Here is a 22396-nt window from a genome sequence, read left to right as displayed (position 1 = left end):
AGGAGGCCGTCCTCGCCGAGCGCGGAGATCTCCGTGCCGTCGACGACGATGCGGCCCCCGTCCGGGCTGTCGAGGCCGCCGACCAGGTTGAGCAGCGTGGTCTTGCCGGAGCCCGAGCGGCCCTTGAGCGCGACGAGCTCACCGCGCGGAATCTCGAAGGACACCCCCCGCAGGGCATGCACGGCGGCGGCACCGCTGCCGTACGAGCGATGCAGGTTCTCCACACGGACCATCGGCCCACGGCCGGGCTCCTCCACGGCGGCCGCACCCGCCGAGAGCGTCGACCGTCCGCCCGAGCGCTCAGCCATGCGTTCCCCCCACGTCGTGAACAGGTCCGGCGCCAGTATGTGCAGCGGCACGCATCCGGGCAATGCCCTGGTGAAACGCCGACGGGCCGCACCCCGGAAACGGAGTGCGGCCCGCCGCGACGTTCCTCAGCGCACCTCGGTGATCTCCGGGCCGCGCTGCAGCTGTCCCATCCCGCCGGAGAAGCGGGAGCCCTCCTGCTCCTCCTGCTGGACGCCCTCGGGCACCATCTGGGCGTCGTTCGGCAGCTTGAGGACGATCGGATCGCGAGGCGCCATGGGGCCTTCGCCGCGCACCACGACCGTGTCCCGGAAGATCTGCTCCAGCAGACCGGCCGCCTGCGGCTGCACCGCGCCCTGCCCGGAGATCACCCCGCGCAGGAACCAGCGCGGTCCGTCGACCCCGACGAAGCGCACGAGCTGCACGCCTCCCGTGCCGTCCGGAAGCTGGACCGGGACCTGGGCCCGCAGCTCCCAGCCCAGCGGGCCCTCGACCTCGTCGATGACGCCGCCCTGCTGGGTGATGCCGGAGGCGATCTCCTCGCGGACCTCGCCCCAGATGCCCTCCTTCTTGGGGGCGGCGAACGCCTGCAGCTGGACCGCGCTGTCCCGCAGCACGACCGTCGCAGCGACGATCGCGTCGCCCGCGACCTCCACGCGCAGCTCCATGCCCTCGACCCCGGGCACGAAGAGACCGCCCAGGTCCACCCGGCCCTCGCCAGGCCTGGAGACCTCGGAGACGTCCCACGGGCCGTCGGGCCGGGGCGCCGGCGGGAGGTTCATCCGGCGCGGCGCGTCCTGCGAAGCCGCCGCGTCCTCCGTGTCGAGCTCGTCGACGACCTGCTCGGCCTCGCCCGCCACCTTCTCGGCGGTTCCGCTCTTCTTGCGACGTCCGAACACGTCACTGTCCTTCCCGGTCGGATACGACCGAAGCGTATCGATTCCCACCCTGTGCGCTGCCCACGGCCGACCCGCCCACGGCGGCATGACCGCCGGTGGACCCGAAGCCCCCCTCGGCCCGCGCCGAGCCGGGAAGCTCCGCCACCTCGTGGAAGCGCACCTTCTCGACCTGCTGGACGACCAGTTGAGCAATCCGGTCGAACCGCTCGAACCGCACGCTCTCGCGCGGGTCCAGATTGACCACGATCACCTTGATCTCCCCACGGTACCCGGCATCCACCGTCCCTGGGGCATTCACGAGGGCGAGACCACAGCGGGCCGCCAGCCCCGAGCGCGGATGCACGAAGGCCGCATACCCGTCGGGGAGGGCGATGGACACTCCCGTGGGCAGCACCGTGCGCTCTCCGGGTGCGAGCTCGGCGGCCACGGTGGTCACCAGATCGACACCGGCATCGCCCGGGTGTCCGTATGACGGAATCGGTACTTCCGGGTCCACACGCCGGATCAGTACGTCGACAGGGTTGCGCATCAGGGGTTCACCTCGAAGGCGCGGGCGCGCCTGACCTGGTCGGGATCCGCCATGGCGGCCTGGATCTCCGCCGGGCGGCCGTTCTCGATGAAGTGGTCGACCTTGACCTCGACGAAGAGGGCTTCGGCGCGGACGGCGACGGGTCCCTCGGGACCGCCGATCCGGCCGGTGGCCGTTGAGTAGATCTTGCGGCCGCTGACAGCGGTGACCTCGGCCTCCAGGTGCAGGACCGTGTCCACGGGCACGGGCCTGACGAAGTCGGTCTCCAGCCGCCCGGTCACGGCGACGACCCGCAGCAGCCAGTTCAGCGAGCCGAGCGTCTCGTCGAGCGCCGTGGCCAGTACGCCGCCGTGGGCGAGGCCCGGCGCGCCCTGGTGGGCCGGGGTGACGGTGAACTCGGCGGTGAGGCTCACGCCTTCACCGGCCCGCGCCTCCAGGTGCAGCCCGTGGGCCTGTCCTCCGCCGCAGCCGAAGCAGTGCTCGTAGTGCGCGCCGAGGAGCACGCCCGGGGCGGGCGCGTCGGGGTGCCGTACCGGCGGTACGGCGTCGGCCGGAGGGGTCAGTGCAGTACTCACAGGCGCAGACCTTACCCGCGCGGTCAGCCGCAGGTCGCGCCGTGCCAAGCTTGGATTCATGCAGCCTCCCGCCACGCCATCCGGCTCCCCGGCCGGCCCGTCCTCCGGGCCGGGCTACGACGAACGTCTCACCGCCCCCCGTTCCTGGTGGGTGATCACCGCCCTGGTGGCGCTCTCCGGCGGTCTCGTGCTGCTTCCGCTGGGCGCGGTGCCGATGCTGGGCGGGCTGATCGTCGCGGGCGCGCTCGCGGCGGCCGCGGTGAGTTCGTACGGCTCCGCCCGGATCCGGGTGGTGGCCGGCTCGCTTGTCGCCGGCGATGCCCGCATCCCGGTGTCGGCGCTCGGCGACGCCGAGGTGCTGGACGCGCAGGAGGCGCGGGCCTGGCGCTCGTACAAGGCGGATCCGCGCGCGTACATGCTGCTGCGCAGCTATGTGCCGACGGCGGTACGGGTGACGGTCACGGATCCGGAGGACCCGACACCGTACGTGTACGTCTCGACCCGGGATCCGCGGGCACTGGTGGCGGCGCTCGACGCCGTACGGGCGGGCTGACGCCGCGCGGCAGGCGCCGCGGGCGCGTGGTCAGCCCTCCAGCTGTCTGCGCAGCTCGGGCGGAAGCTCCTCGGGCAACTCCCCCTTCTCCAGCCTCTCCAGCCGGGGCAGCTCCGGCAGCGCGTCCCAGGGGACCTGGCGGGCCCGCAGGTCCTTCCTGATGCGCTCGGCGAGCTTTCTGGTGTCCCGCCGGTTCATCACGGCTCCGACGGCGGCGCCGACCATGAACGGCATCAGGTTCGGCAGATTGCGGACCATGCGCTTCATGATCTGCTGACGCAGCTCGCGCTTCATCTGGCCGCCGAGTGCGGCGTTGATCGTCATCGGCTTGGTCACGTCGATGCCGCGCTCCTCCGACCAGGAGTTCAGATACGCGGCGGCGCGCTCCTTGAGATTGCCGGGCGGCCGCTGCCCGTAGACCTCGTGCAGCTCGGCGATGAGTTTCAGCTCGATCGCGGCGACGCCCACGATCTCGGTGGCCAGCTCGGCCGGCAGCGCGGGCGGAACGGGCATCATGGCGGCCGCGCCGATGCCGGCGCCCACGGCGGACGTGCCGTTGGCCGCGCCCGCGATCAGCTTGTCGGCGAGCTGCTCGGGGCCGAGGCCCGGGAACTGCTCGCGCAGGGTCGCGAGGTCGCGCACGGGAATGCGCGGTGTGACCTCGATGAGACGGTCGGCGACGAAGCCGAGCGTGGCCCTGGCGGCCTGGCCGCTCCTGCGCACTCCGGCCCTCACCGCGTCCAGGCGCCGGCCTCTGGCCGGGGGCCCTTCGTGCGCGCCCGCCTCGAGCGAGGCCGGGAGGCCCCGCTCGTCGTCACGTGCGTCACCGGGAAGGGGCAGGTGGCCGGTGTGCCCGTCACCGGACCCCTCGGGCGCCCAGGCACCCTCCAGCGGGCCGGGAGCGCCCTGGGGCGCTTCCGGCTCCAGGGAACCCTTCCGCCACCGGCGCAGCTTCCCGGGTTTCCTGGGCGGTGTCCCGCCTGCCACGGCGGACCTCAGTCGCAGTCGCGGCAGATCGGCTGACCGTTCTTCTCACGGGCCAGCTGGCTCCGGTGGTGCACGAGGAAGCAGCTCATGCAGGTGAACTCGTCGGCCTGCTTGGGCAGTACCCGGACGGCCAGCTCCTCGTTCGAGAGGTCGGCTCCGGGCAGCTCCAGACCTTCGGCGGCCTCGAACTCGTCGACGTCGACGGTCGACGTCGTCTTGTCGTTCCGACGAGCCTTGAGCTCTTCGATGCTGTCCTCGTTGAGGTCGTCATCGGTCTTGCGTGGGGTGTCGTAATCCGTTGCCATGTACCTCTCCCCCTCTGGGTGTCTGCGGTGTCTCCAGCGCACGTAACGCGTAAGAGGCCGGACTTGTGCCCGACCCGAGGCGGAGATTTTGCCTCACATCAAGGTCTGTTACTCAATCGACACCCAACCGGACCCCTCAAGAGTGATCGGGTTGGATGGCGATCGGGACCGTACACGGTCCGAATGTCGCACTTCACGGGCGCCACCCCGTGTACTTCCCGTGATCCGGACCCCTGGAAACCCGGACTTTTACCGGCTTTCCGACAGATTCTTGATCACGGAGAGTAGATGGCCGAAAATTCGCCCTTGTGATCGATCACACACGGACTTTGCGGGTACGAGTCCCGAAAATTCCGCGTAAAGCGAACAGAAAAAATCTTCGGCCTTTGCCGCCCGTCACCGGCCGACGATCGGCCGGCAGCGGTGGGGGCGGCATTGGGACCGGCACGTCAGACCGGCAGAGTCACACGCATCACGAGCCCGCCGCCCTCGCGCGGCTCCGCGATGATACGGCCCCCGTGGGCGCGCGCAACTGAGCGCGCGATCGACAGGCCGAGACCGACGCCCTTGTCACTGCCCGTCCGCGCCTGGCGCAGCCGCCGGAAGGGCTCGAACAGATTGTCGATCTCGTACGCCGGGACGACCGGGCCCGTGTTGGACACCACCAGCACCGCCTGGCCGTGCACGAGCTCGGTGGTGACCTCCACCCAGCCGCCCTCCGGCACGTTGTAGCGCACGGCGTTCTGCACGAGGTTCAGGGCGATCCGCTCCAGCAGGACCCCGTTGCCCTGCACGATGACGGGTGCGCGCCGGCCGCGGAACTCCACGCCCTTCGCCTCGGCCTCACTGCGGGCCTGGTCGACGGCCCGCGTGGCGACCTCGGCCAGGTCGACGGGCTTGCGCTCGACGATCTGGTTGTCGCTGCGGGCGAGCAGCAGCAGGCCCTCCACGAGCTGCTCGCTGCGCTCGTTGGTGGCCAGCAGCGTCTTGCCGAGCTGACGCAGCTCGTCCGGGGCCGAAGGATCCGAGAGGTGGACCTCCAGCAGGGTGCGGTTGATCGCCAGCGGAGTGCGCAGCTCGTGCGAGGCGTTGGCCACGAACCGCTGCTGCGCCGTGAAGGCCCGCTCGAGCCGCTCCAGCATCTCGTCGAAGGTGTCGGCGAGCTCCTTCAGCTCGTCGTCCGGGCCGTCCAGCTCGATCCGCCGGGTGAGGTCGGAGCCGACCACACGGCGCGCGGTGCGGGTGATCTTGCCGAGCGGGGAGAGGACCCGGCCTGCCATGGCGTAGCCGAAGGCGAAGGCGATGACACTGAGGCCGACGAGGGCGAAGAGAGAGCGGGTGAGGAGGTCGTCCAGGGCGTGCTGGCGCTGCTCGGCGAAGCAGACCTTGAGAGCTGCGTTGGCCTGGTCGGCGGTCAGCCCGAACTTCAATGCCGGGCAGGCGTTGCTGGTCAGCTCGACCTTGCTGTCGGGCAGCAGCTTGAACGGCATCTCGTTGCCGGCGTGCAGTGCCTGGGCGGTCAGCAGATAGATGATCGAGAGCAGCAGGATGCCCGCGATCAGGAACATTCCGCCGTACAGCAGCGTGAGCCGTATCCGGATGGTCGGGCGCAGCAGCGGGCCGGCGGGCTCTCTGGGGTCCCAGGTGGGTTTCGGGGGCGCCGTGGGGGGCGCGGGTGCGGTGGCCACGGGTCAGATCCGGTAGCCGGAGCCGGGGACCGTGACGATCACGGGCGGCTCGCCGAGCTTGCGGCGCAGGGTCATGACGGTGACCCGGACGACGTTGGTGAACGGGTCGGTGTTCTCGTCCCACGCCTTCTCGAGCAGCTGCTCGGCCGAGACCACCGCGCCCTCGCTGCGCATGAGCACCTCCAGCACGGCGAACTCCTTGGGGGCGAGCTGGATCTCCTTGCCGTCGCGGAAGACCTCGCGGCGGTTCGGGTCCAGCTTGATGCCGGCGCGCTCCAGGACGGGCGGCAGCGGGACGGTCGTACGGCGCCCGAGGGCGCGCACGCGGGCGATGAGTTCGGTGAACGCGAACGGCTTCGGAAGGTAGTCGTCGGCACCGAGCTCCAGGCCCTCGACGCGGTCACTGACGTCACCGGACGCGGTGAGCATCAGAACGCGGGTGGGCATGCCCAACTCGACGATCTTGCGGCAGACGTCGTCGCCGTGGACGAGCGGCAGGTCACGGTCGAGGACGACCACGTCGTAGTCGTTCACCCCGATGCGCTCCAGGGCAGCGGCGCCGTCGTACACGACGTCGACGGCCATGGCCTCCCGGCGCAGTCCGGTGGCCACCGCATCGGCGAGCAGCTGCTCGTCCTCGACGACGAGTACGCGCACGTGGCTGGTCCTTCCTCTGGGCCTGCCCGATCCCGTGAATCAGGGCAGGTGGTAGTGATGGCTGGCACTGATGTGTGCCTCCATCCTGCCCCTTACGCGCGTAAACCGGATGTAAGGCGGAGCAGCACCCCCAGGGGCACCGGGAATGCAACGGATTCCCGGTGGAGTTGAGGTTTCTCCGCGGTTGACCCTGGGGAGGACGACTGCACACCCACGATCACGCCATGCATGTGGCTTGCCACACCCCGCTCTCTGTCCCCCAGGGAGGGAGCGTGATCAACCCGCCGTAGGCACACCCCCGTGCCACCGACCCACGACGAGGGGGCGCAACCATGGACGCATTCACCGCAGGACTCCTGCAGCGCATCAGGGCCGCGGAGACCGACCTCACGCGGGCTCGCGAAACGGGCGACGACTTCCTGGCGGAGGTCGAGCAGGCCGAGCTGGACGACCTGCACCGCCTCGCCGCCGAGCACGGCGTGGAAGTCGGCGCCGCGAGCGTCTGACACGTACGCGAGGGCCCGACGCCGGCTTGTCCCGGCGTCGGGCCCTCGCGCATGCGGCGCCTCGCGCCTGCGGCGGGCCCACGCGGCGAAGCCGTACATCGATGCAGCCCCCGCCCCGCCCATGGGCACCGCATCGGTGCCCTGCCCATGGACACCGTTTCAGGGGGCTCCTTCGGAGCCCGTCCGGCAATTGAGGGCGGACACCCGGGCACACCGGGCGGTGCCGGGGGACAGAGCCGGGGGTCCGGGGCGAACGCCTCGGTTCGGGAAGGGGCGGGGCGGGGAGTGGCCCCGCCGCGGGCACGGCGTCAGTCGTGCCAGGCGCCCAGGTCGTCGAGGATGCGCTGCAGCGGTTCGAAGACGCCGGGCGACGCGGCGATCGCCAGATCTCCGGACGGCGGCTCGCCCGGGCGGGAGCCGGTGAGGGCGCCCGCCTCGCGGGCGATGAGGTCGCCGGCCGCGAGGTCCCAGGGATTGAGGCCGCGCTCGTAGTAGCCGTCGAGACGGCCCGCGGCGACGTCGCACAGGTCGACGGCCGCCGAGCCGCTGCGGCGGATGTCGCGGAGGCGGGGGATCAGCCGCTGGGCGACGTCGGCCTGGTGGCTGCGGACGGACTGGACGTAGTTGAAGCCGGTCGAGACCAGCGCCTGGTCCAGCGGGGGCGCGGGCCTGCAGCGCAGCCGCCGGTCTCCGCAGTGGGCGCCGCCGCCGAGCACGGCGCGGAACGTCTCACCCCGCATCGGCGCCTCGACGACACCGACGACCGTCTCGCCGTCCCGCTCGGCCGCGATGGACACCGCCCAGGTCGGCAGTCCGTACAGGTAGTTGACGGTGCCGTCCAGCGGATCGATGACCCAGCGGATGCCGCTGGTCCCCTCCGTGGAGGCGCCTTCCTCACCGAGGAAGCCGTCGTCGGGCCGGTGTCCGGCCAGGAAACCGGTGATCAGTTTCTCGGCCGCGATGTCCATCTCGGTGACCACGTCGATGGGGCTCGACTTGGTCGCGGCCACGGCAAGGTCGTCGGGCCGCCCGTCGCGCAGCAGCTCTCCGGCCCTGCGCCCCGCCTCCAGGGCCAGGGAGAGGAGTTCGTCCAGCAGTCGGTCGGTCACGGCGCTCCTTACGCGTACGGACTGTCGGCGCCCGCAGCCGCGGGCCGTTCGCTGCGGGCCGGGCAGCAGCCGATCGGGCACAGATGGTGCGAGGGGCCGAGTGCCCCGAGCGCGCACCGCTCCACGACGGCCCCGCGCACGGTCGCCGCCCGCTCCAGCACCAGGTCCCGGATCGCCGCCGCGAACCGCGGGTCCGCGCCGACCGTCGCCGAGCGCCGCACCGGCAGTCCCAGCTCGGCGGCCTTCGCCGTGGCCTCCGTGTCCAGGTCGTACAGGACCTCCATGTGGTCCGAGACGAAACCGATCGGCACCATCACGACCGCCGGCACCCCGGCCCCGTCCAGCTCCTCCACGTGGTCGCAGATGTCCGGCTCCAGCCACGGAATGTGCGGCGCCCCGCTGCGCGACTGGTACACGAGCCGCCAGGGGTGCTCGATCCCCGTCTCGTCCCGCACGGCATCGGCGATCACCCGTGCGACGTCGCGGTGCTGCTTCACGTACGCCCCGCCCTCGCCGTGCTCCCACACCGGCCCGGAGGCGTCCGCGGCGGACTCGGGGATGGAGTGGGTGGTGAAGGCCAGGTGCGCCCCGGCCCGTACGTCCTCGGGCAGGTCCGCCAGCGAGGCGAGCACGCCGTCCACCATGGGGCCGATGAACCCGGGGTGGTTGAAGTAGTGCCGCAGCTTGTCGACGCGCGGCAGCGGCAGCCCTTCCGCCTCCAGCGTCGCGAGCGCGTCCGCCAGATTCTCCCGGTACTGCCGGCAGCCCGAGTACGAGGCGTACGCACTGGTCGCGAGCACCGCCACGTGCCGGCGCCCGTCCAGGACCATCTCCCGCAGCGTGTCGGTCAGATACGGCGCCCAGTTCCGGTTGCCCCAGTAGACCGGCAGGTCGAGGCCGGCGCCCGCGAAGTCCTTGCGGAGCGCGTCGAGCAGCTCGCGGTTCTGGCCGTTGATCGGGCTGACGCCGCCGAACAGGAAGTAGTGCCGACCGACTTCCTTGAGCCGCTCCTTGGGGATGCCGCGGCCACGCGTCACGTTCTCCAGGAACGGGACCACGTCGTCCGGGCCCTCGGGACCGCCGAAGGACAGCAGCAGCAGAGCGTCGTAGGGAGCTGGGTCGCGGGGAGCGGGATCGAACTGTTCGGCCATGGTGCCGATCCTCCCACCCGCCTCCGACAGGCGGGAAACCGCATGGAAGTAAGGCTTACCTAACCCGTAAGCTGTACCGGCCACTGACATTCCTTACGGAGCGCCCCCTTGCCCAGTCCTTACCGCGCGATCTTCGCCGCCCCCGGCACCGTGGCGTTCTCCGCCGCAGGCCTCCTCGGCCGTATGCCGCTGTCCATGATGGGCGTCGGCATCGTCGTCATGGTTTCCCAGCTGACGGGGCGCTACAGCCTCGCGGGCTGGCTCTCCGCGACGCTCGCGCTCTCGGCGGCGGTGCTCGGGCCCCAGGTGTCCCGCTTGGTCGACCGGCACGGTCAGCGCCGGGTGCTCCGCCCCGCCCTGCTGGTGTCGGTCGCGGCGGTCGCGGGACTCCTCGTCTGCGCGCAGCAGGGCGCGCCCAACTGGACCCTCTTCGCCTTCACCGCATGCGCCGGCTGCATTCCGGCCGTCGGAGCGATGACCCGGGCCCGCTGGGCCGAGATCCACCAGGGCTCGACGCGCGAACTGCACACGGCGTACGCGTTCGAGTCGATCATCGACGAGGTGTGCTTCATCGTCGGCCCGATCGTCTCCATCGGACTGTCCACGGTCTGGTTCCCGGAGGCCGGCCCGCTGCTCGCCACCGTGTTCCTCGTGATCGGCGTCGTGTGGCTGACGGCGCAGCGCGCCACCGAGCCGGTACCGCACCCGCGCACGCAGGCGAGCAAGGGTTCCGCGCTCCGCTCCCCCGGTCTGCAGGTGCTCGTCGCCACGTTCGTCGCCACGGGCGCGATCTTCGGCTCGGTGGACGTGGTGACGGTGGCCTTCGCCGAGGAGCAGGGCAACAAGGCGGCGTCGAGCCTGGTGCTGGCGGTGTACGCCCTGGGCTCCTGCCTGGCCGGAGCGGTCTTCGGCCTGCTCCATCTCAAGGGTGACCCGGCCCGCAGGTGGGTACTGGGTGTCTGTGCGATGGCCGTGAGTATGATCCCCCTCCAACTGGCCGGGAATCTAGTGGTCCTGGCCGTGGCGCTCTTTGTCGCGGGCCTGGCCATCGCGCCGACGATGGTGACGACGATGGCCCTCGTCGAAGCGCACGTACCACGCACCAAGCTGACCGAGGGCATGACCTGGACGGGTACCGGGCTCGCGGTCGGTGTGTCACTCGGCTTGTCGGCCTCGGGATGGGTGGTGGACGAGTACGGGGCCGGTGCTGCGTACGCGGTGCCCGCGGTGGCGGGAGCGCTCGCGGTCGTGGTCGCGTTCCTGGGGTACCGCCGGCTGCGCAGGCCGGTGCCGACGCGGGAGGGGCGGGATGACGGGCACATCCAGGACCATGACGGGGAACGCGTGGCGTAACTGGGCCGGGACGGTGGCGGCCCGCCCGGTACGGGAGGTCTCCCCCGCCACGGCCGACGAGCTGGCCGCGGCGGTGCGCCGGGCCGCCGAGGACGGCCTGCGGGTCAAGACGGTCGGTGCGGGCCACTCGTTCACGTCGATCGCGGCGACCGACGGCGTACTGATACGGCCCGATCTGCTCACCGGCATCCGTGAGATCGACCGTACGGCGATGGCGGTGACCGTCGAGGCCGGTACGCCCCTGAAGCGGCTCAACGCCGCGCTCGCCCGTGAGGATCTCTCGCTCACGAACATGGGCGACATCATGGAACAGACGGTCGCCGGCGCGACCAGCACCGGGACGCACGGCACCGGCCGGGACTCGGCCTCGATCGCCGCCCGGATCAGGGGCCTTGAGCTGATCACGGCGGACGGCTCGGTGCTGCGCTGCTCCGAGAAGGAGAATCCGGAGGTCTTCGCGGCCGCACGCATCGGCCTCGGCGCACTGGGGGTCGTCAGCGCGATCACTTTCGCCGTGGAGCCGCTCTTCCTGCTCACGGCCCGCGAGGAGCCGATGTCCTTCGACCGGGTGACGGCCGAGTTCGACGAGCTGCACGCGGAGAACGAACACTTCGAGTTCTACTGGTTCCCTCACACGGGCAACTGCAACACCAAGCGCAACAACCGCAGCGCAGGCCCCGCCGCCCCGCCCGGCGCCGTCAGCGGCTGGATCGAGGACGAGCTGCTCTCCAACGGGCTGTTCCAGGTGGTCAATTCGCTCGGCCGGGCGGTGCCCGCGACCATCCCGTCCATCGCGAGGCTGGCAAGCCGGGCCCTGTCCGCCCGTACGTACACGGACATTCCCTACAAGGTCTTCACAAGTCCCCGCCGGGTGCGCTTCGTCGAGATGGAATACGCCCTTCCGAGGGCAGTGGCGGTCGAGGCCCTGCGCGAGGTGAAGGCCATGATCGACCGCTCACCGCTGCGGATCAGCTTCCCGGTCGAGGTGCGGACCGCCCCGGCGGACGACATCACGCTGTCGACGGCCGCGGGCCGCGAGAGCGCGTACATCGCGGTGCACATGTACAAGGGCACTCCGTACCGCTCCTACTTCACCGCGGTCGAGCGGATCATGACCGCGCACGGCGGCCGGCCGCACTGGGGCAAGATCCACACGCGCGACGCGGAGTACTTCGAGGGCGTGTATCCGCGCTTCGGCGAGTTCACGGCACTGCGGGACCGACTGGATCCCGATCGGGTGTTCGGGAACGACTATCTGCGGCGGGTGCTGGGCGCCTAGGACGCGCCCGTTTCCGCGGAGACGGAAGGGGTCGGCGGGGTGCTGGGCGTCGCGGACTGCGGGTCCCCGGCGGACGGGGTCGAGGCGCCGGGGGCGGGCTCCCACCCGCTTTCCCGTCGCCCTGGCCGCCGCCCGTCTCCGTGCCCTCGCGCTCCCGGGTTGCGCCGGGGGCTCGCATCGCGGGAGTCACTGTCCGGCGCCGAGCCCTGCCCACCGTTCCGCTCCTGCTCCTGCTCCTGGCCCCGGTTCGTGTTCCGGCTCTGCTGCGGGGCGTCCGGCGTCCCGTCCGAGGGGGTCGGCCTCGGCGCGGAGTTCTCGCCGCCGCGCTCACCACCGCCGCGCACGACCGAGCCGACCGTCGTGCCCGTGCCGCCGCTCAGGTCCTTGCCCGAGGCGAGTTCGTACGCGGAGATGCCGAGCATCGCCACCGCGAAGACGACAACTGCCGCCGGCACGGACCGTTTCCGGCCCGTACACGGGTGCCGTACGTCGTCGCCTCGCCGAACTCCCCTACGGGAGATGCCTCGTGAGGCTCATGCATCGGTGCGCGGGACGTGGCGGCGTCGCGGAGCTGTTCGCCGGTACGCCGGAACAGGTGCTGGAGGACCGGGCTCCCGCACGTCGCGGCGACGCTGACCACGCCGGCGACGACGATGGTTCCGTACGCGCCGAGCTGGGAGGCGAGCACACGCGGCCGCGACCGCTGCGAGTGCGCTACCCGCGACCTGGGGGACGCTCAGATCGAGCCGTTGCTCCTTCTGTTGTGCCGTCGTCCGCTCGTCTCCGTGCCTCTTCCGGTCCCTCTCCAGCCTCTGTCACCCATCTGTCCCACCGTGCACCAGGAAGGGACATATAGGCGAAGCGATTAGTTCCGGTTCAGGCGATTCTGTGAAGCCTGCCACCCTGGATTCGGGGTACACGGACCCAACTCCCGCCGCCCGAGACAAGTTCGGCGGCGCGCCGGTCCACCCCCGTGGCCCGAATGGAGTACTGTGGCGAGCCCTGGGACCGGTCTCCCTCGCGGGCGTCCGGGCTTACGGGAGGGGGCCGAAAGCGGCACTCGAACCGGCGGCGCCGCGGCACCGCACGGGCGCCTGCTGCACAGAGTGACGAACCTCGTCACGCTGCGTTGCAAATAGGTAACCGTGCCATAACGGCGATCCAGGGCCCTTGCCCGACACGCCGGGCAACTCGGCAAGGTTGTGGCAGGCTGCACCCGGGCAGGCCACACTCGACTAGCGGAAGCAGCGACGCACGTGACGTCGGCAGGCACCACCCGGGAGGTCCCCATGCCCGAACTGCGTGTCGTGGCCGTCTCCAACGACGGCACACGACTGGTGCTGAAGGCTGCGGACAACACGGAGTACACGCTTCCGATTGACGAGCGACTGCGCGCTGCGGTGCGCAACGACCGTGCCCGCCTCGGCCAGATCGAGATCGAGGTGGAGAGCCACCTCCGCCCCCGCGACATCCAGGCGCGTATACGAGCAGGCGCCTCCGCCGAGGAGGTCGCCCAGCTCGCCGGTATCCCGGTCGACCGGGTGCGGCGCTTCGAGGGCCCCGTGCTCGCTGAGCGCGCGTTCATGGCGGAGCGGGCGCGCAAGACTCCCGTGCGGCGCCCCGGGGAGAACGCGGGACCGCAGCTCGGCGAGGCGGTGCAGGAGCGGCTGCTGCTGCGCGGCGCCGAGAAGGACACCGCGCAGTGGGACTCCTGGCGCCGCGACGACGGCACCTGGGAGGTGCTGCTGGTCTACCGGGTCGCGGGTGAGCCGCACTCGGCGAGCTGGACCTACGACCCGCCGCGGCGGCTCGTCCAGGCCGTCGACGACGAGGCACGTGCGCTGATCGGTGAGACCGACGACGCCATCGCGATCGCACAGGAGCCGAGCTTCCCGTTCGTGCCGCGCATCGCCCGGCTGCCGCGGGACCGGCCGCTCGACCGTGGGCTCGACCGCGCCCTGGAGCGGCCGACGCCGATCCCGGCGCCCGAGCCGGACGAGGGCGAGCGCGAGCGCGACTCCCTGACCAGCCTCCTCGAAGCGGTTCCGAGCTTCCGCGGCGACATGGTGGTCCCGGACCGCCCCGCCACGGTCGACCCGTCCGCGACCGACCCCGCGGCCCAGGAGCCCGACGCCGAGGAACCGCCGGCGCCCGCGGCCTCGGCCGGTGCGGGCTCCGCGTACGCGGACGTGCTCATGCCCCGGTCCGTCAGCGGCCACCGCGACCGGCTCACCGGCACGACCGACCGCCAGGCCGAGGCGGACGGCGTCCGCCCGGGCCGCCGGGCGGCGGTGCCGAGCTGGGACGAGATCGTGTTCGGCACGCGCCGGAAGAAGCAGGACTAGCCGCCGCACCGCCCCGGATTGACACCCGGGTGCGGGACGGCGGGTCGTTCGTGCCCACCCTCCCGGACAGCCCTTCGGGCAGGCGAACCGAGCGCAGCTCGGGGAGGAACGACTGTCCACCGACCGCCGGGGCGAGCGACCAGCCGCTGCCCTTCCCCGGGGACGCGCAGGCCCTCCCCGGGGACGCGCAGGGTTGGTGCTCCGGACGTCGAAGCACCCGCAACCCGCGCGAAGCGCGGTGAGGACCGCAGTCCGGAACACGAGCCCCGGGGCGGCCCCGGACGGCAACCGACCCGGCACGGGTCAACCCCGACAGACCCCCCGGCGCCAGACCGGGCACGGGGTGACCCCGACAGACCCCCCGGCGCCAGACCCGGCACGGGGTGACCCCGCCCGACCTACCGCGGGTCAGACCCGGCACGGGGTGACCCCGCCCGACCTACCGCGGGTCAGACCCGGCACAGGGTGACCCCGCCCGACCTACCGCGGGTCAGACCCGGCACAGGGTGACCCCGCCCGACCTACCGCGGGTCAGACCCGGCACGGGGTGACCCCGCCCGACCTACCGCGGGTCAGGGTCCGGGCCCGTGGCGACCGGGCGGGTGGGGTCGGCGGACCATTCCGACCAGGAGCCTGCGTACAGCGCGGCCCGGATGCCCGCGATCTCCAGTGCCAGGACCTCGTGGGCACCGGAGACACCCGAGCCGCAGTAGACACCGACCTCGGGGGCCTCCGACGCGCCCAGGCGCTTGTAGCGGGCGATCAGGTCACCCGCAGGGAGGAACGTGGTGGCTCCCGGGGTGACGTTCTCCGTCGTCGGCGCCGAGACCGCGCCCGGGATGTGGCCGCCGACCCGGTCGATGGGCTCGACATCGCCGCGGTAGCGCTCGGCTGCCCGGGCGTCCAGCAGCACCCCGGAGCGGGCCAGGGCCGCCGCGCCGTCCGCGTCGAGCAGGGGCAGGGCACCCGGTGCCGGAGCGAAGTCGCCCGGCTCCGGAGCGGGGATCTCCGTGGTCAGCGGGCCGTCCCAGGCCGCGAGGCCTCCGTCCAGGACCCGTACGTCCTCGTGGCCCGTCCACCGCAGCAGCCACCACGCCCGCGCCGCCGCCCAGCCCTGGCCGCCGTCGTACACCACGACCGGCGTGGAGCCCGACACTCCCGCGCGCCGCATCACCGCGCCGAAGGCCGCCACGTCGGGCAGCGGATGCCGGCCGCCCGCTCCCGGCGGACCTGCCAGTTCGCTGTCGAGGTCGACGTACACGGCACCGGGCAGATGCCCGGCCTCGTACGCGGGGCGTCCCGGCGGGCCGCCCAGCTGCCAGCGGACGTCGAGGAGCACCGGCGGCCGCGGCGCGGCCGACTCGCTCGCGAGTTCTGTTGCGGTGATGATGGGGGTCATAGGAGCCATCCTCGCGCAGGGCACGGCGTGCCCGAAACGACGGCGGAACGGATGGGCGAAGCCGAAACGGGCATCCTCTCCATGTGGGATCCCCGGAATTGCGGCGCGGCCGGGGCGCGGGGCACGTCCGTAGGTGCAAGCATCTGCACGGGCACAGGGTCGCCGACGTACGACGGCCCGCATCCGGTCCCCCCGCCGCACGGCCACGACGATCGTCCGAGGAGAGAGTGACGATGACCGAGGCGACTCGGCGCAGACTCGGCACGCCCTGCTGGGTGAGCCTGATGGTGCACGGACTTGCCGCGACACAGGACTTCTACCGGGCGCTGTTCGGCTGGGACTTCGTCCCCGGCCCGCAGCAGCTCGGCCCCTACGTCCGCGCGCTGATCGACGGCAAGGAGGTCGCGGGCATCGGTCAGCTCCCGCCCGACCGTCATCTGCCGATCGCCTGGACGACGTACATGGCCACCGACGACGCGGACGAGACCGCCGAACAGATCAGGATGTGCGGCGGCACGGTCGGCGTCGGGCCGCTGGACGCGGCGGACGCGGGCCGGCTGGCGATCGCCGCGGACCCGGAGGGCGCGGTCTTCGGGGTGTGGCAGGCGGCGGCGCACGCCGGCATCGCCCTGTTCGGCACGCACGGCACCCCGGTCTGGCACGAGCTGGTGACGCGGGAGACCTCGTCGGTCAGCAAGTTCTACCAGTCCGTCTTCGGTTACGACGTGGAGCCGGTGGTCTCCGCCGACTTCGACTATCTGACCTTGCACCTGGAGGGCCGCCCGGTGGCGTCCCTGCACGGGGTCGGCAACACCCTGCCCCGCGACAGGGGCTCGCACTGGATGACGTACTTCGAGGTCGAGGACGCCGACGAGACGGCCGCACTGGTGGTGGACCTCGGCGGGCACGTGCTGCACGAGCCGCGCGAGGGCACGAGCGGGCGGATTGCGACGGTGGCGGATCCGGAGGGCGCGGTCTTCACGATCGTGCGGAGCACCCCACGCCGGTAGCGCGGGGCGGGAGCAGCGACGGCGGTCCGACCACCGGCCGTGACCGGATGACCGCGGCCGATCCGGGTGCGTCAGGAGCGCTCAGGCGGGCGTCACCGGCAGGACGTCCGGGGACAGCACGCCCGCGCGGGCCGACGCGCTCGTCATACGGCGTCGGTGGTGGCGTCGGCACAGCACCTCGTAGCCGACCTCCTCCGCCGGCCGGTTCACGTCGCCGACAACGACCTGTTCACCCTCCACGACCATCTCACCGCCCACCGTCCGGGCGTTGTGGGTGGCGCGGGCGCCGCACCAGCACATGGCCTCGACCTGCAGGGTCTCGATGCGATCCGCCAACTCGATCAGCCGTTGCGAGCCGGGGAAGAGCTTCGTGCGGAAGTCGGTGGTGATGCCGAAGGCGAAGACGTCCAGCCCCAGGTCGTCCACGATCCGGGCGAGCTGGTCTATCTGCCCGGGGGCCAGGAACTGCGCCTCGTCCACGATCAGGTAGTCCGCCTTGCCCCCGCGGGTCATGTGGTCGACGAGGTACGCGTACACATCCATACCCTCCGTGATCTCGACGGCTTCGGTGACGAGCCCCAGCCTCGACGAGAGCTTGCCCTCGCCCGCCCGGTCGTCACGGGTGAAGATCACACCTTGCAGGCCACGGGCCGAACGGTTGTGCTCGATCTGGAGCGCCAAGGTGCTCTTTCCGCAGTCCATCGTTCCGGAGAAGAACACCAGCTCGGACATGAGGATGTGACGGCCTTTCCGTTGTGTGGTCGAGGGGCGAGGGTGAGGTGCGGCAGGGCCTACGAGCGGACTTCGACGAGCGGGACGAACTGCTCGGCCGGGGTCATGGAGCCGTGCATGCCGACCATCGCGGACTCGTTCGGCTCGTTGACGGATGCGGTGATCACGACATCGTCGCTCGCAGCGGCGACGACGTCGCCGATGCGCCGGTACACGCGCTCGTCGACCTGCGGGCCGAACCAGCCCGCCGCGATCGCCTCGTCCCTGCTCGCCACCCAGAACCGGTCGCCGAGCACCTCGCGCCAGACGGCGAGCACATCGCTCTCGGCGCCCGGGACGGCGTACACATGCCGGGCCCGGCCCTCGCCGCCGAGGAGGGCGACACCGGCGCGCAGCTCCCAGTCCTCGTCGAAGTCGATCCGCGACTCCTCGTCGAAGGGGATGTCGATCATGCCGTGGTCCGCGGTGACGTACAGCGCGGTGCGGGGCGGAAGCTGTTCGGCGAGGCGCTGGGCGAGGCGGTCGGCGTACATCAGCTGGCCGCGCCAGGCGTCGGAGTCGACGCCGAAACGGTGGCCCTTGCCGTCGACCTCGCTGTAGTACGTGTAGACGAGGGACCGGTCGGCGGCGGCGAGCTGCCGGGCGGCGAAGTCCATCCGTTCCTCGCCCGAGAGCCGGCCGTGAAACGTTCCGCCACTGAGTGCGATCTTGGTGAGCGGAGTGTCCCGGAAGGTCGGCGAGGAAACCTGCGCGGTGTGCACCCCGGCCTCGTCGGCCAGCTGGAAGACCGTCGGGTAGGGCTGCCAGACGCGCGGCGAGGTCCACGGCTTCCAGCGCAGCTGGTTCATCAGCTCGCCGGTGTCCGGGTTGCGGGCGGTGTAGCCCGGGAGGCCGTGCGCGCCGGGCGGCAGGCCGGTGCCGAAGGAGGCGAGCGAGGTCGCGGTGGTGGCGGGGAAGCCGGCGGTGATCGGTACGCCGGTGCCGCCGCAGGAGGAGGCGAGCAGCGAGTTCAAAAAGGGGGCGTCCTCGGGGTGGGCCTTGAGCTGCTCCCAGCCGAGGCCGTCGATGAGGAAGACGCAGTTCCGGTCGGCGGGCTCGAGCTGCGTGATCGAGGAGCCCAGTCCGGGCACGCCCTGGCCCGCGGCGAGCGTCGGCAGCAGATCGGCGAGCGAGGCGGTGCCGTACGCCGGGACGGGCGCGGTGCCGAGTGCGAGCGGGACGGGTTCCTCGGGCCAGGCGGAGGCCAGCTGGGGCTGGGCCATCAGCGGATGGCGGCCGTGGCGGCCGTGGCCTCGGACAGCGCCTGCGCGAAAGCGAGCGTCTGCCGGACCGCCTCGGGGCCGTCGCCGGCCTCGCTGACGCGCAGGCTGAGGTCGTCCGCGGTGGAGTTCCCCGTGTAGCCGTGGTCCGCGTCGCAGTTGGGGTCGCCGCAGGCGGCGGGCTCCAGGTCGATACGGGAGACGGCGCCCCAGCCGATGGTGAGGACGACCTCGCGGGGGAGGGTGCCCGGGGTGTACGACTCGGGGTTGGCGACGACGCGGCTGACGACGACGGAGGAGATCCGGCCGAGCTTGACGGACTCGGTCGAGGTCGTGGCGTACGGCGTCGGGGAGCTGCTGTCTGCGGCCTGCTCGTCGGTGTGGCTGACGATGAAGCGGGCGGCGGTCAGGACGAGGACGGTGACATGGCGGCGGACCTCGTTCGCGTCGAACGTGGTCTCCTGATGGACCAGGTACGACGCGATCTGCTCACCACCGACAGCGGCCTCCACCGCTTCGGCCACGAGAGCCGGGTAGTAGCCGCTGCGCTCGATCGCCGTGCGCAGCCCCTGGGTCGTCGTACCGGTCTTCGCCATGCGCTCCATCCTACGGGGCTGCGGGACCCGGGAGTGCGCTCAGTAACTGGGGAGCGTGCGGGGTCCCAGGTCGGTGCGGGGCGGGGCAGGGGCGAGCCGGACGGTGGCGCCGAGCACGGAGAGGCCGTGCTCGGCGACGACGACCGGTTCGAGGCCGATGTCGACCACTTCCGGGTGGTCGTCGACCAGTCGGGACACGCGGAGGAGCAGCTCCTGGAGGGCGGCGGTGTCGACGGGGGCGGCGCCGCGCCAGCCGAAGAGCAGCGGGGCGGTCCGGATGGACCGGATGAGCTCGGCCGCGTCGCGGTCGGTGGCCGGGACGAGGCGGTGGGCCATGTCGCCGAGCAGCTCCGTGGCGGGGCCGGCGAGTCCGAAGGACAGCACGGCGCCGACGGCGGGGTCGATGGCGGCGCGCACGACGGTGTCCACGCCGCGGGGGACCATGGCCTGGACGACGGGCCTGACCTCTTCGGGCTTGCCGAAGATGTCGGTCAACTCGGCGTACGCCTGGCGCACTTGCTGCTCGTCGGCGAGGTCGAGACGTACGCCGCCGAGGTCGGCGCGGTGGCGCAGGTGCGGGGCGGTGGTCTTGAGGGCCACGGGGTACCCGAGGCCCTCGGCGGCGTGGGCGGCGGCGTCGGGGGAGGGAGCGGGCAGGGTGGGCAGCACGGGGATCCCATACCGCCCGAGCAGCTCCTGCGCGTCCTGCTCGCGCAGGGTGACCCCGTGCTCCGGCGGCATGTCGCCGAGCAGCCGGCCCACCAGCGCGGCGGCCCCGCCCTCGTCGATGTCCTCGTACTCCGGCACCTTCCCGGGCTCGGCGGCCTCCCGCCGCCACTGCGCGTACCGCACGACCTCGCCGAGCGCCCGCACGGCCCGCTCGGCGGCGGGGAACGCGGGGATCCGCGTCGCGGACACGGGACGCCCCGACGGGACGTCCGGCCCCCCGGCCCCGGCCTGCGCCGGACCGTGCGCGGCCGGCCGGCCTCCTCCCCCGGCCTCGGCACCACGGTCACCGCTGTGCACCCCGCCGGAGCCCGGAGACGCGGCACTGCCCGGAAGGCCGGACGCCGCATGGCCGGCGGCAGCACCGCGGCCTCCGGGGCCGCCCGGGGCCGCCGAGTTCGGGCCGTGGGCCGGGCGCAGCCCGCCTGAGGGCGATGGCGAGGGCGCGCCGTCGACGGGAGGCCGAGGGCCTGATCCCTGATCCCGAGTCGGCACAACCGGGTCGGCCGCGGAGGCGCGGCGCGGCGGGCCGGAGCCGGCCGCCGCGGCGAGGGCGTCCGCCAGGCCGCCGAGTTCGACGTGGACGACGAGGACCGGCTTGGCCGGTCCCGTGGCCGCTGCCGCGCGGAGGGCCGTCGCGAGGACCTCACCGTCGCCGGACTCGGTGACCCCGCCGTCGCCCACCCAGGGGATCGCGTTGACGACGACCGCGTCGCACGCGTCGTCCCGCAGGGCCTCCCCCAGCGCCGCCCGGAAGTCGTCCGGCGTCGCCGCCGTCGTCAGGTCGCGCGGCGGGAGCGGGCGCAGCCCCTCCGTCAGGCAGGCGTCGTAGGTGAGGAGGCCTAGGGACTCGGAGTTGCCGAGGATGGCGACGCGCGGCCCCGCCGGCAGCGGCTGTCCCGCGAGCAGCAGGCCCGCGTCGACGAGCTCCGTGACCGTGTCGACGCGGATGACGCCCGCCTGCGCGAGCAGCTCGGACACGGTCGCGTGCGGCACCCGCGTCGTCGGCACCGCGTGTCCGGGCGGCGCGCTCCCGCTGTGCCGGGCGCCCTTGACGACCACGACGGGCTTGACCGCCGCGGTGCGCCGCGCGAGGCGCGTGAACTTCCGCGGGTTGCCGATCGATTCGAGGTACAGCAGGACGACGTCGGTGTCCTGGTCCTCGTACCAGTACTGCAGGAAGTCGTTCCCGGACACGTCCGCCCGGTTCCCCGCCGAGATGAAGGAGGACAGCCCGGCGCCCCTTCGGTGCAGCCCCGACAGCAGCGCTATGCCGATCGCGCCCGACTGGGTGAACAGTCCGATCCGGCCGCGCGCCGGCGACTCGGGCGCGAGCGACGCGTTGAGCCGTACCGCCTCCGACGTGTTGAGGATCCCGAAGGCGTTCGGCCCGATGATCCGCATCCCGTACGAACGTGCCTGGCGCACCAGTTCGCGCTGCCGCTCCCGCCCCTCCGCCCCGCTCTCGGCGTACCCCGCGGCCAGCACGACCAGACCCTGCACCCCGTGCTCGCCGCAGTCGGCGACGGCCTCCGGCACCCTTTCGGCCGGTACGGCGACGACGGCGAGATCGACGGGCTCCCGGGTCTCCGCGACGATCTCCGCGACCGAGCGGTACGCGGGGACGCCGTCCAGCTCGTGCACGTCCGGTGCGAGGTTCCGGTTCACCGCGTACGTACGCCCGGTGTAGCCGGATTCGAGGAGATTGCGCAGGACGGTACGGCCCACCCCGCCCGGCGCCCGACCCGTCCCGATCACCGCCACCGCCCTGGGCGCGAGCAGCCGCTGCACGGACCGCGCCTCGGCGCGCTGTTCACGGGCGCGCTGCACGGCGAGCGACTCGGCGGTCGGCTCCAGGTCCAGCGTCAGATGGACGGAGCCTTCCTCGAAGCTGCGCTTCTGTGTGTATCCGGCGTCCGTGAAGACCTTGATCATCTTGTTGTTCGCGGGCAGCACCTCCGCCGCGAACCGCCTGATCCCCCGCTCCCGCGCGACCGCTGCGATGTGCTCGAGGAGCGCGGAGGCGACGCCCCTCCCCTGGTGTGCGTCCTGCACCAGGAAGGCGACCTCCGCCTCGTCGGCGGGCTTGGACGCCGGCATCCCGTTGGCGTCGATCCGGTCGAAGCGGACGGTCGCGATGAACTCGCCGCCCACCGTCGCGGCGAGGCCGACCCGGTCCACGTAGTCGTGGTGCGTGAATCGGTGCACGTCCTTCGCGGAGAGCCGGGGGTACGGCGCGAAGAAGCGGTAGTACTTGGACTCGTCCGAGACCTGCTCGTAGAAGCTGACGAGCCGCTCGGCGTCCTCGGTGGTGATGGGCCTGATGCGCGCGGTGCCACCGTCACGCAGCACCACGTCGGCTTCCCAGTGGTCGGGGTACGCGTGATCCGACGGGGTCTGCATGGGGAAAGACTACGGCTCGGGCACCGGTC

General features: G+C 72.3%; 21 protein-coding genes and 1 pseudogene. 6 read left to right on the top strand and 16 right to left on the bottom strand.

Annotated elements, in window-relative coordinates:
- The 4 genes from ACWCP0_RS24705 to ACWCP0_RS24690 all read right to left on the bottom strand — a co-directional run.
- Window positions 1-308, bottom strand: a 308-nt coding sequence (locus ACWCP0_RS24705; RefSeq protein WP_451080974.1) for an ATP-binding cassette domain-containing protein, incomplete at its 3' end; no start/stop codon positions are given.
- A 126-nt stretch (window positions 309-434) separates the two neighbouring features.
- Window positions 435-1205, bottom strand: a complete 771-nt coding sequence (locus ACWCP0_RS24700; RefSeq protein ID WP_451080973.1) for a DUF3710 domain-containing protein — start codon at window positions 1203-1205, stop codon at window positions 435-437.
- A gap of 1 nt (window position 1206) precedes the next feature.
- Window positions 1207-1734, bottom strand: a complete 528-nt coding sequence (gene dut / locus ACWCP0_RS24695; RefSeq protein WP_351236505.1) for a dUTP diphosphatase — start codon at window positions 1732-1734, stop codon at window positions 1207-1209.
- The gene (locus ACWCP0_RS24690; RefSeq protein ID WP_451080972.1) at window positions 1734-2309 is read right to left on the bottom strand and encodes a PaaI family thioesterase; all 576 of its coding nucleotides are present in this window, start codon (window positions 2307-2309) and stop codon (window positions 1734-1736) included. The genes dut and ACWCP0_RS24690 overlap by 1 nt, the downstream gene beginning before the upstream one ends.
- A gap of 58 nt (window positions 2310-2367) precedes the next feature.
- Between ACWCP0_RS24690 and ACWCP0_RS24685 the strand changes: the two genes are divergently transcribed.
- Window positions 2368-2862: a DUF3093 domain-containing protein gene (locus ACWCP0_RS24685; RefSeq protein WP_451080971.1), complete on the top strand. Its 495-nt coding sequence runs from the start codon at window positions 2368-2370 to the stop codon at window positions 2860-2862.
- A gap of 30 nt (window positions 2863-2892) precedes the next feature.
- On the opposite strand, the gene ACWCP0_RS24680 is transcribed toward ACWCP0_RS24685, so the two are convergent.
- From ACWCP0_RS24680 to ACWCP0_RS24665, 4 genes are all read right to left on the bottom strand, one after another.
- The gene (locus ACWCP0_RS24680; protein ID WP_451080970.1) at window positions 2893-3849 is read right to left on the bottom strand and encodes a hypothetical protein; all 957 of its coding nucleotides are present in this window, start codon (window positions 3847-3849) and stop codon (window positions 2893-2895) included.
- A gap of 8 nt (window positions 3850-3857) precedes the next feature.
- Window positions 3858-4154: a DUF4193 domain-containing protein gene (locus ACWCP0_RS24675; RefSeq protein WP_166632484.1), complete on the bottom strand. Its 297-nt coding sequence runs from the start codon at window positions 4152-4154 to the stop codon at window positions 3858-3860.
- A 449-nt stretch (window positions 4155-4603) separates the two neighbouring features.
- Window positions 4604-5842, bottom strand: coding sequence for a sensor histidine kinase (locus ACWCP0_RS24670; protein WP_451080969.1), 1239 nt, complete (start codon window positions 5840-5842; stop codon window positions 4604-4606).
- Window positions 5843-5845: 3 nt separating this feature from the next.
- Entirely contained in the window at window positions 5846-6499 is a 654-nt protein-coding gene (locus ACWCP0_RS24665) for a response regulator transcription factor (RefSeq protein WP_451080968.1), read from the bottom strand.
- 332 nt (window positions 6500-6831) lie between these two features.
- Between ACWCP0_RS24665 and ACWCP0_RS24660 the strand changes: the two genes are divergently transcribed.
- Window positions 6832-7005 (top strand): hypothetical protein, encoded by a 174-nt coding sequence (locus ACWCP0_RS24660; RefSeq protein WP_451080967.1) that lies wholly within the window; start codon window positions 6832-6834, stop codon window positions 7003-7005.
- Window positions 7006-7313: 308 nt separating this feature from the next.
- Here the strand turns inward: ACWCP0_RS24660 and ACWCP0_RS24655 are convergent, their stop codons facing one another.
- Both ACWCP0_RS24655 and ACWCP0_RS24650 read right to left on the bottom strand, forming a co-directional pair.
- A complete protein-coding gene (locus tag ACWCP0_RS24655) occupies window positions 7314-8114 on the bottom strand; it encodes an inositol monophosphatase family protein (RefSeq protein ID WP_451080966.1) in 801 nt (266 codons plus the stop codon).
- Window positions 8115-8122: 8 nt separating this feature from the next.
- A complete protein-coding gene (locus ACWCP0_RS24650; protein ID WP_451080965.1) occupies window positions 8123-9265 on the bottom strand; it encodes a ferrochelatase in 1143 nt (380 codons plus the stop codon).
- A 108-nt stretch (window positions 9266-9373) separates the two neighbouring features.
- Between ACWCP0_RS24650 and ACWCP0_RS24645 the strand changes: the two genes are divergently transcribed.
- Window positions 9374-10618 carry an MFS transporter gene (locus tag ACWCP0_RS24645; RefSeq protein ID WP_451080964.1) on the top strand — a complete coding sequence of 415 codons (1245 nt, stop codon included), beginning with the start codon at window positions 9374-9376 and terminating at the stop codon, window positions 10616-10618.
- Window positions 10575-11897: a D-arabinono-1,4-lactone oxidase gene (locus ACWCP0_RS24640; RefSeq protein ID WP_451080963.1), complete on the top strand. Its 1323-nt coding sequence runs from the start codon at window positions 10575-10577 to the stop codon at window positions 11895-11897. Before ACWCP0_RS24645 ends, ACWCP0_RS24640 begins: the two co-directional genes overlap by 44 nt.
- Before the next feature lie 329 nt (window positions 11898-12226).
- On the opposite strand, the pseudogene ACWCP0_RS24635 reads toward ACWCP0_RS24640, so the two are convergent.
- Window positions 12227-12637: pseudogene (locus tag ACWCP0_RS24635) on the bottom strand (hypothetical protein); the annotation flags it as partial.
- A 549-nt stretch (window positions 12638-13186) separates the two neighbouring features.
- Between ACWCP0_RS24635 and sepH the strand changes: the two are divergent.
- Window positions 13187-14242: a septation protein SepH gene (gene sepH, locus ACWCP0_RS24630; protein WP_451080962.1), complete on the top strand. Its 1056-nt coding sequence runs from the start codon at window positions 13187-13189 to the stop codon at window positions 14240-14242.
- Between the two features lie 562 nt (window positions 14243-14804).
- Here sepH and ACWCP0_RS24625 read toward each other — a convergent pair.
- A complete protein-coding gene (locus ACWCP0_RS24625) occupies window positions 14805-15641 on the bottom strand; it encodes a sulfurtransferase (protein ID WP_451080961.1) in 837 nt (278 codons plus the stop codon).
- A 233-nt stretch (window positions 15642-15874) separates the two neighbouring features.
- Between ACWCP0_RS24625 and ACWCP0_RS24620 the strand changes: the two genes are divergently transcribed.
- Window positions 15875-16651, top strand: coding sequence for a VOC family protein (locus ACWCP0_RS24620; protein WP_451080960.1), 777 nt, complete (start codon window positions 15875-15877; stop codon window positions 16649-16651).
- Between the two features lie 81 nt (window positions 16652-16732).
- Here the strand turns inward: ACWCP0_RS24620 and ACWCP0_RS24615 are convergent, their stop codons facing one another.
- Genes ACWCP0_RS24615 through ACWCP0_RS24600 form a run of 4 tightly spaced genes read right to left on the bottom strand, consistent with a single transcriptional unit; the run spans window position 16733 to window position 22367 of the window.
- Complete coding sequence (locus ACWCP0_RS24615) at window positions 16733-17383, bottom strand: thymidine kinase (RefSeq protein WP_451080959.1); 651 nt, start codon at window positions 17381-17383, stop codon at window positions 16733-16735.
- A 59-nt stretch (window positions 17384-17442) separates the two neighbouring features.
- Complete coding sequence (locus ACWCP0_RS24610) at window positions 17443-18645, bottom strand: alkaline phosphatase family protein (protein WP_451080958.1); 1203 nt, start codon at window positions 18643-18645, stop codon at window positions 17443-17445.
- On the bottom strand, window positions 18645-19238 hold the full coding sequence (locus ACWCP0_RS24605; protein WP_451080957.1) for a DUF5998 family protein: 594 nt from the start codon (window positions 19236-19238) through the stop codon (window positions 18645-18647). Before ACWCP0_RS24605 ends, ACWCP0_RS24610 begins: the two co-directional genes overlap by 1 nt.
- Before the next feature lie 39 nt (window positions 19239-19277).
- A complete protein-coding gene (locus ACWCP0_RS24600; protein WP_451080956.1) occupies window positions 19278-22367 on the bottom strand; it encodes a bifunctional acetate--CoA ligase family protein/GNAT family N-acetyltransferase in 3090 nt (1029 codons plus the stop codon).
- Window positions 22368-22396: the final 29 nt, after the last annotated feature.

Source organism: Streptomyces sp. NPDC001970, assembly GCF_053594115.1.
Note: the sequence above shows the minus strand (reverse complement) of the source record. Positions and strands in the feature narration are given on the sequence as shown.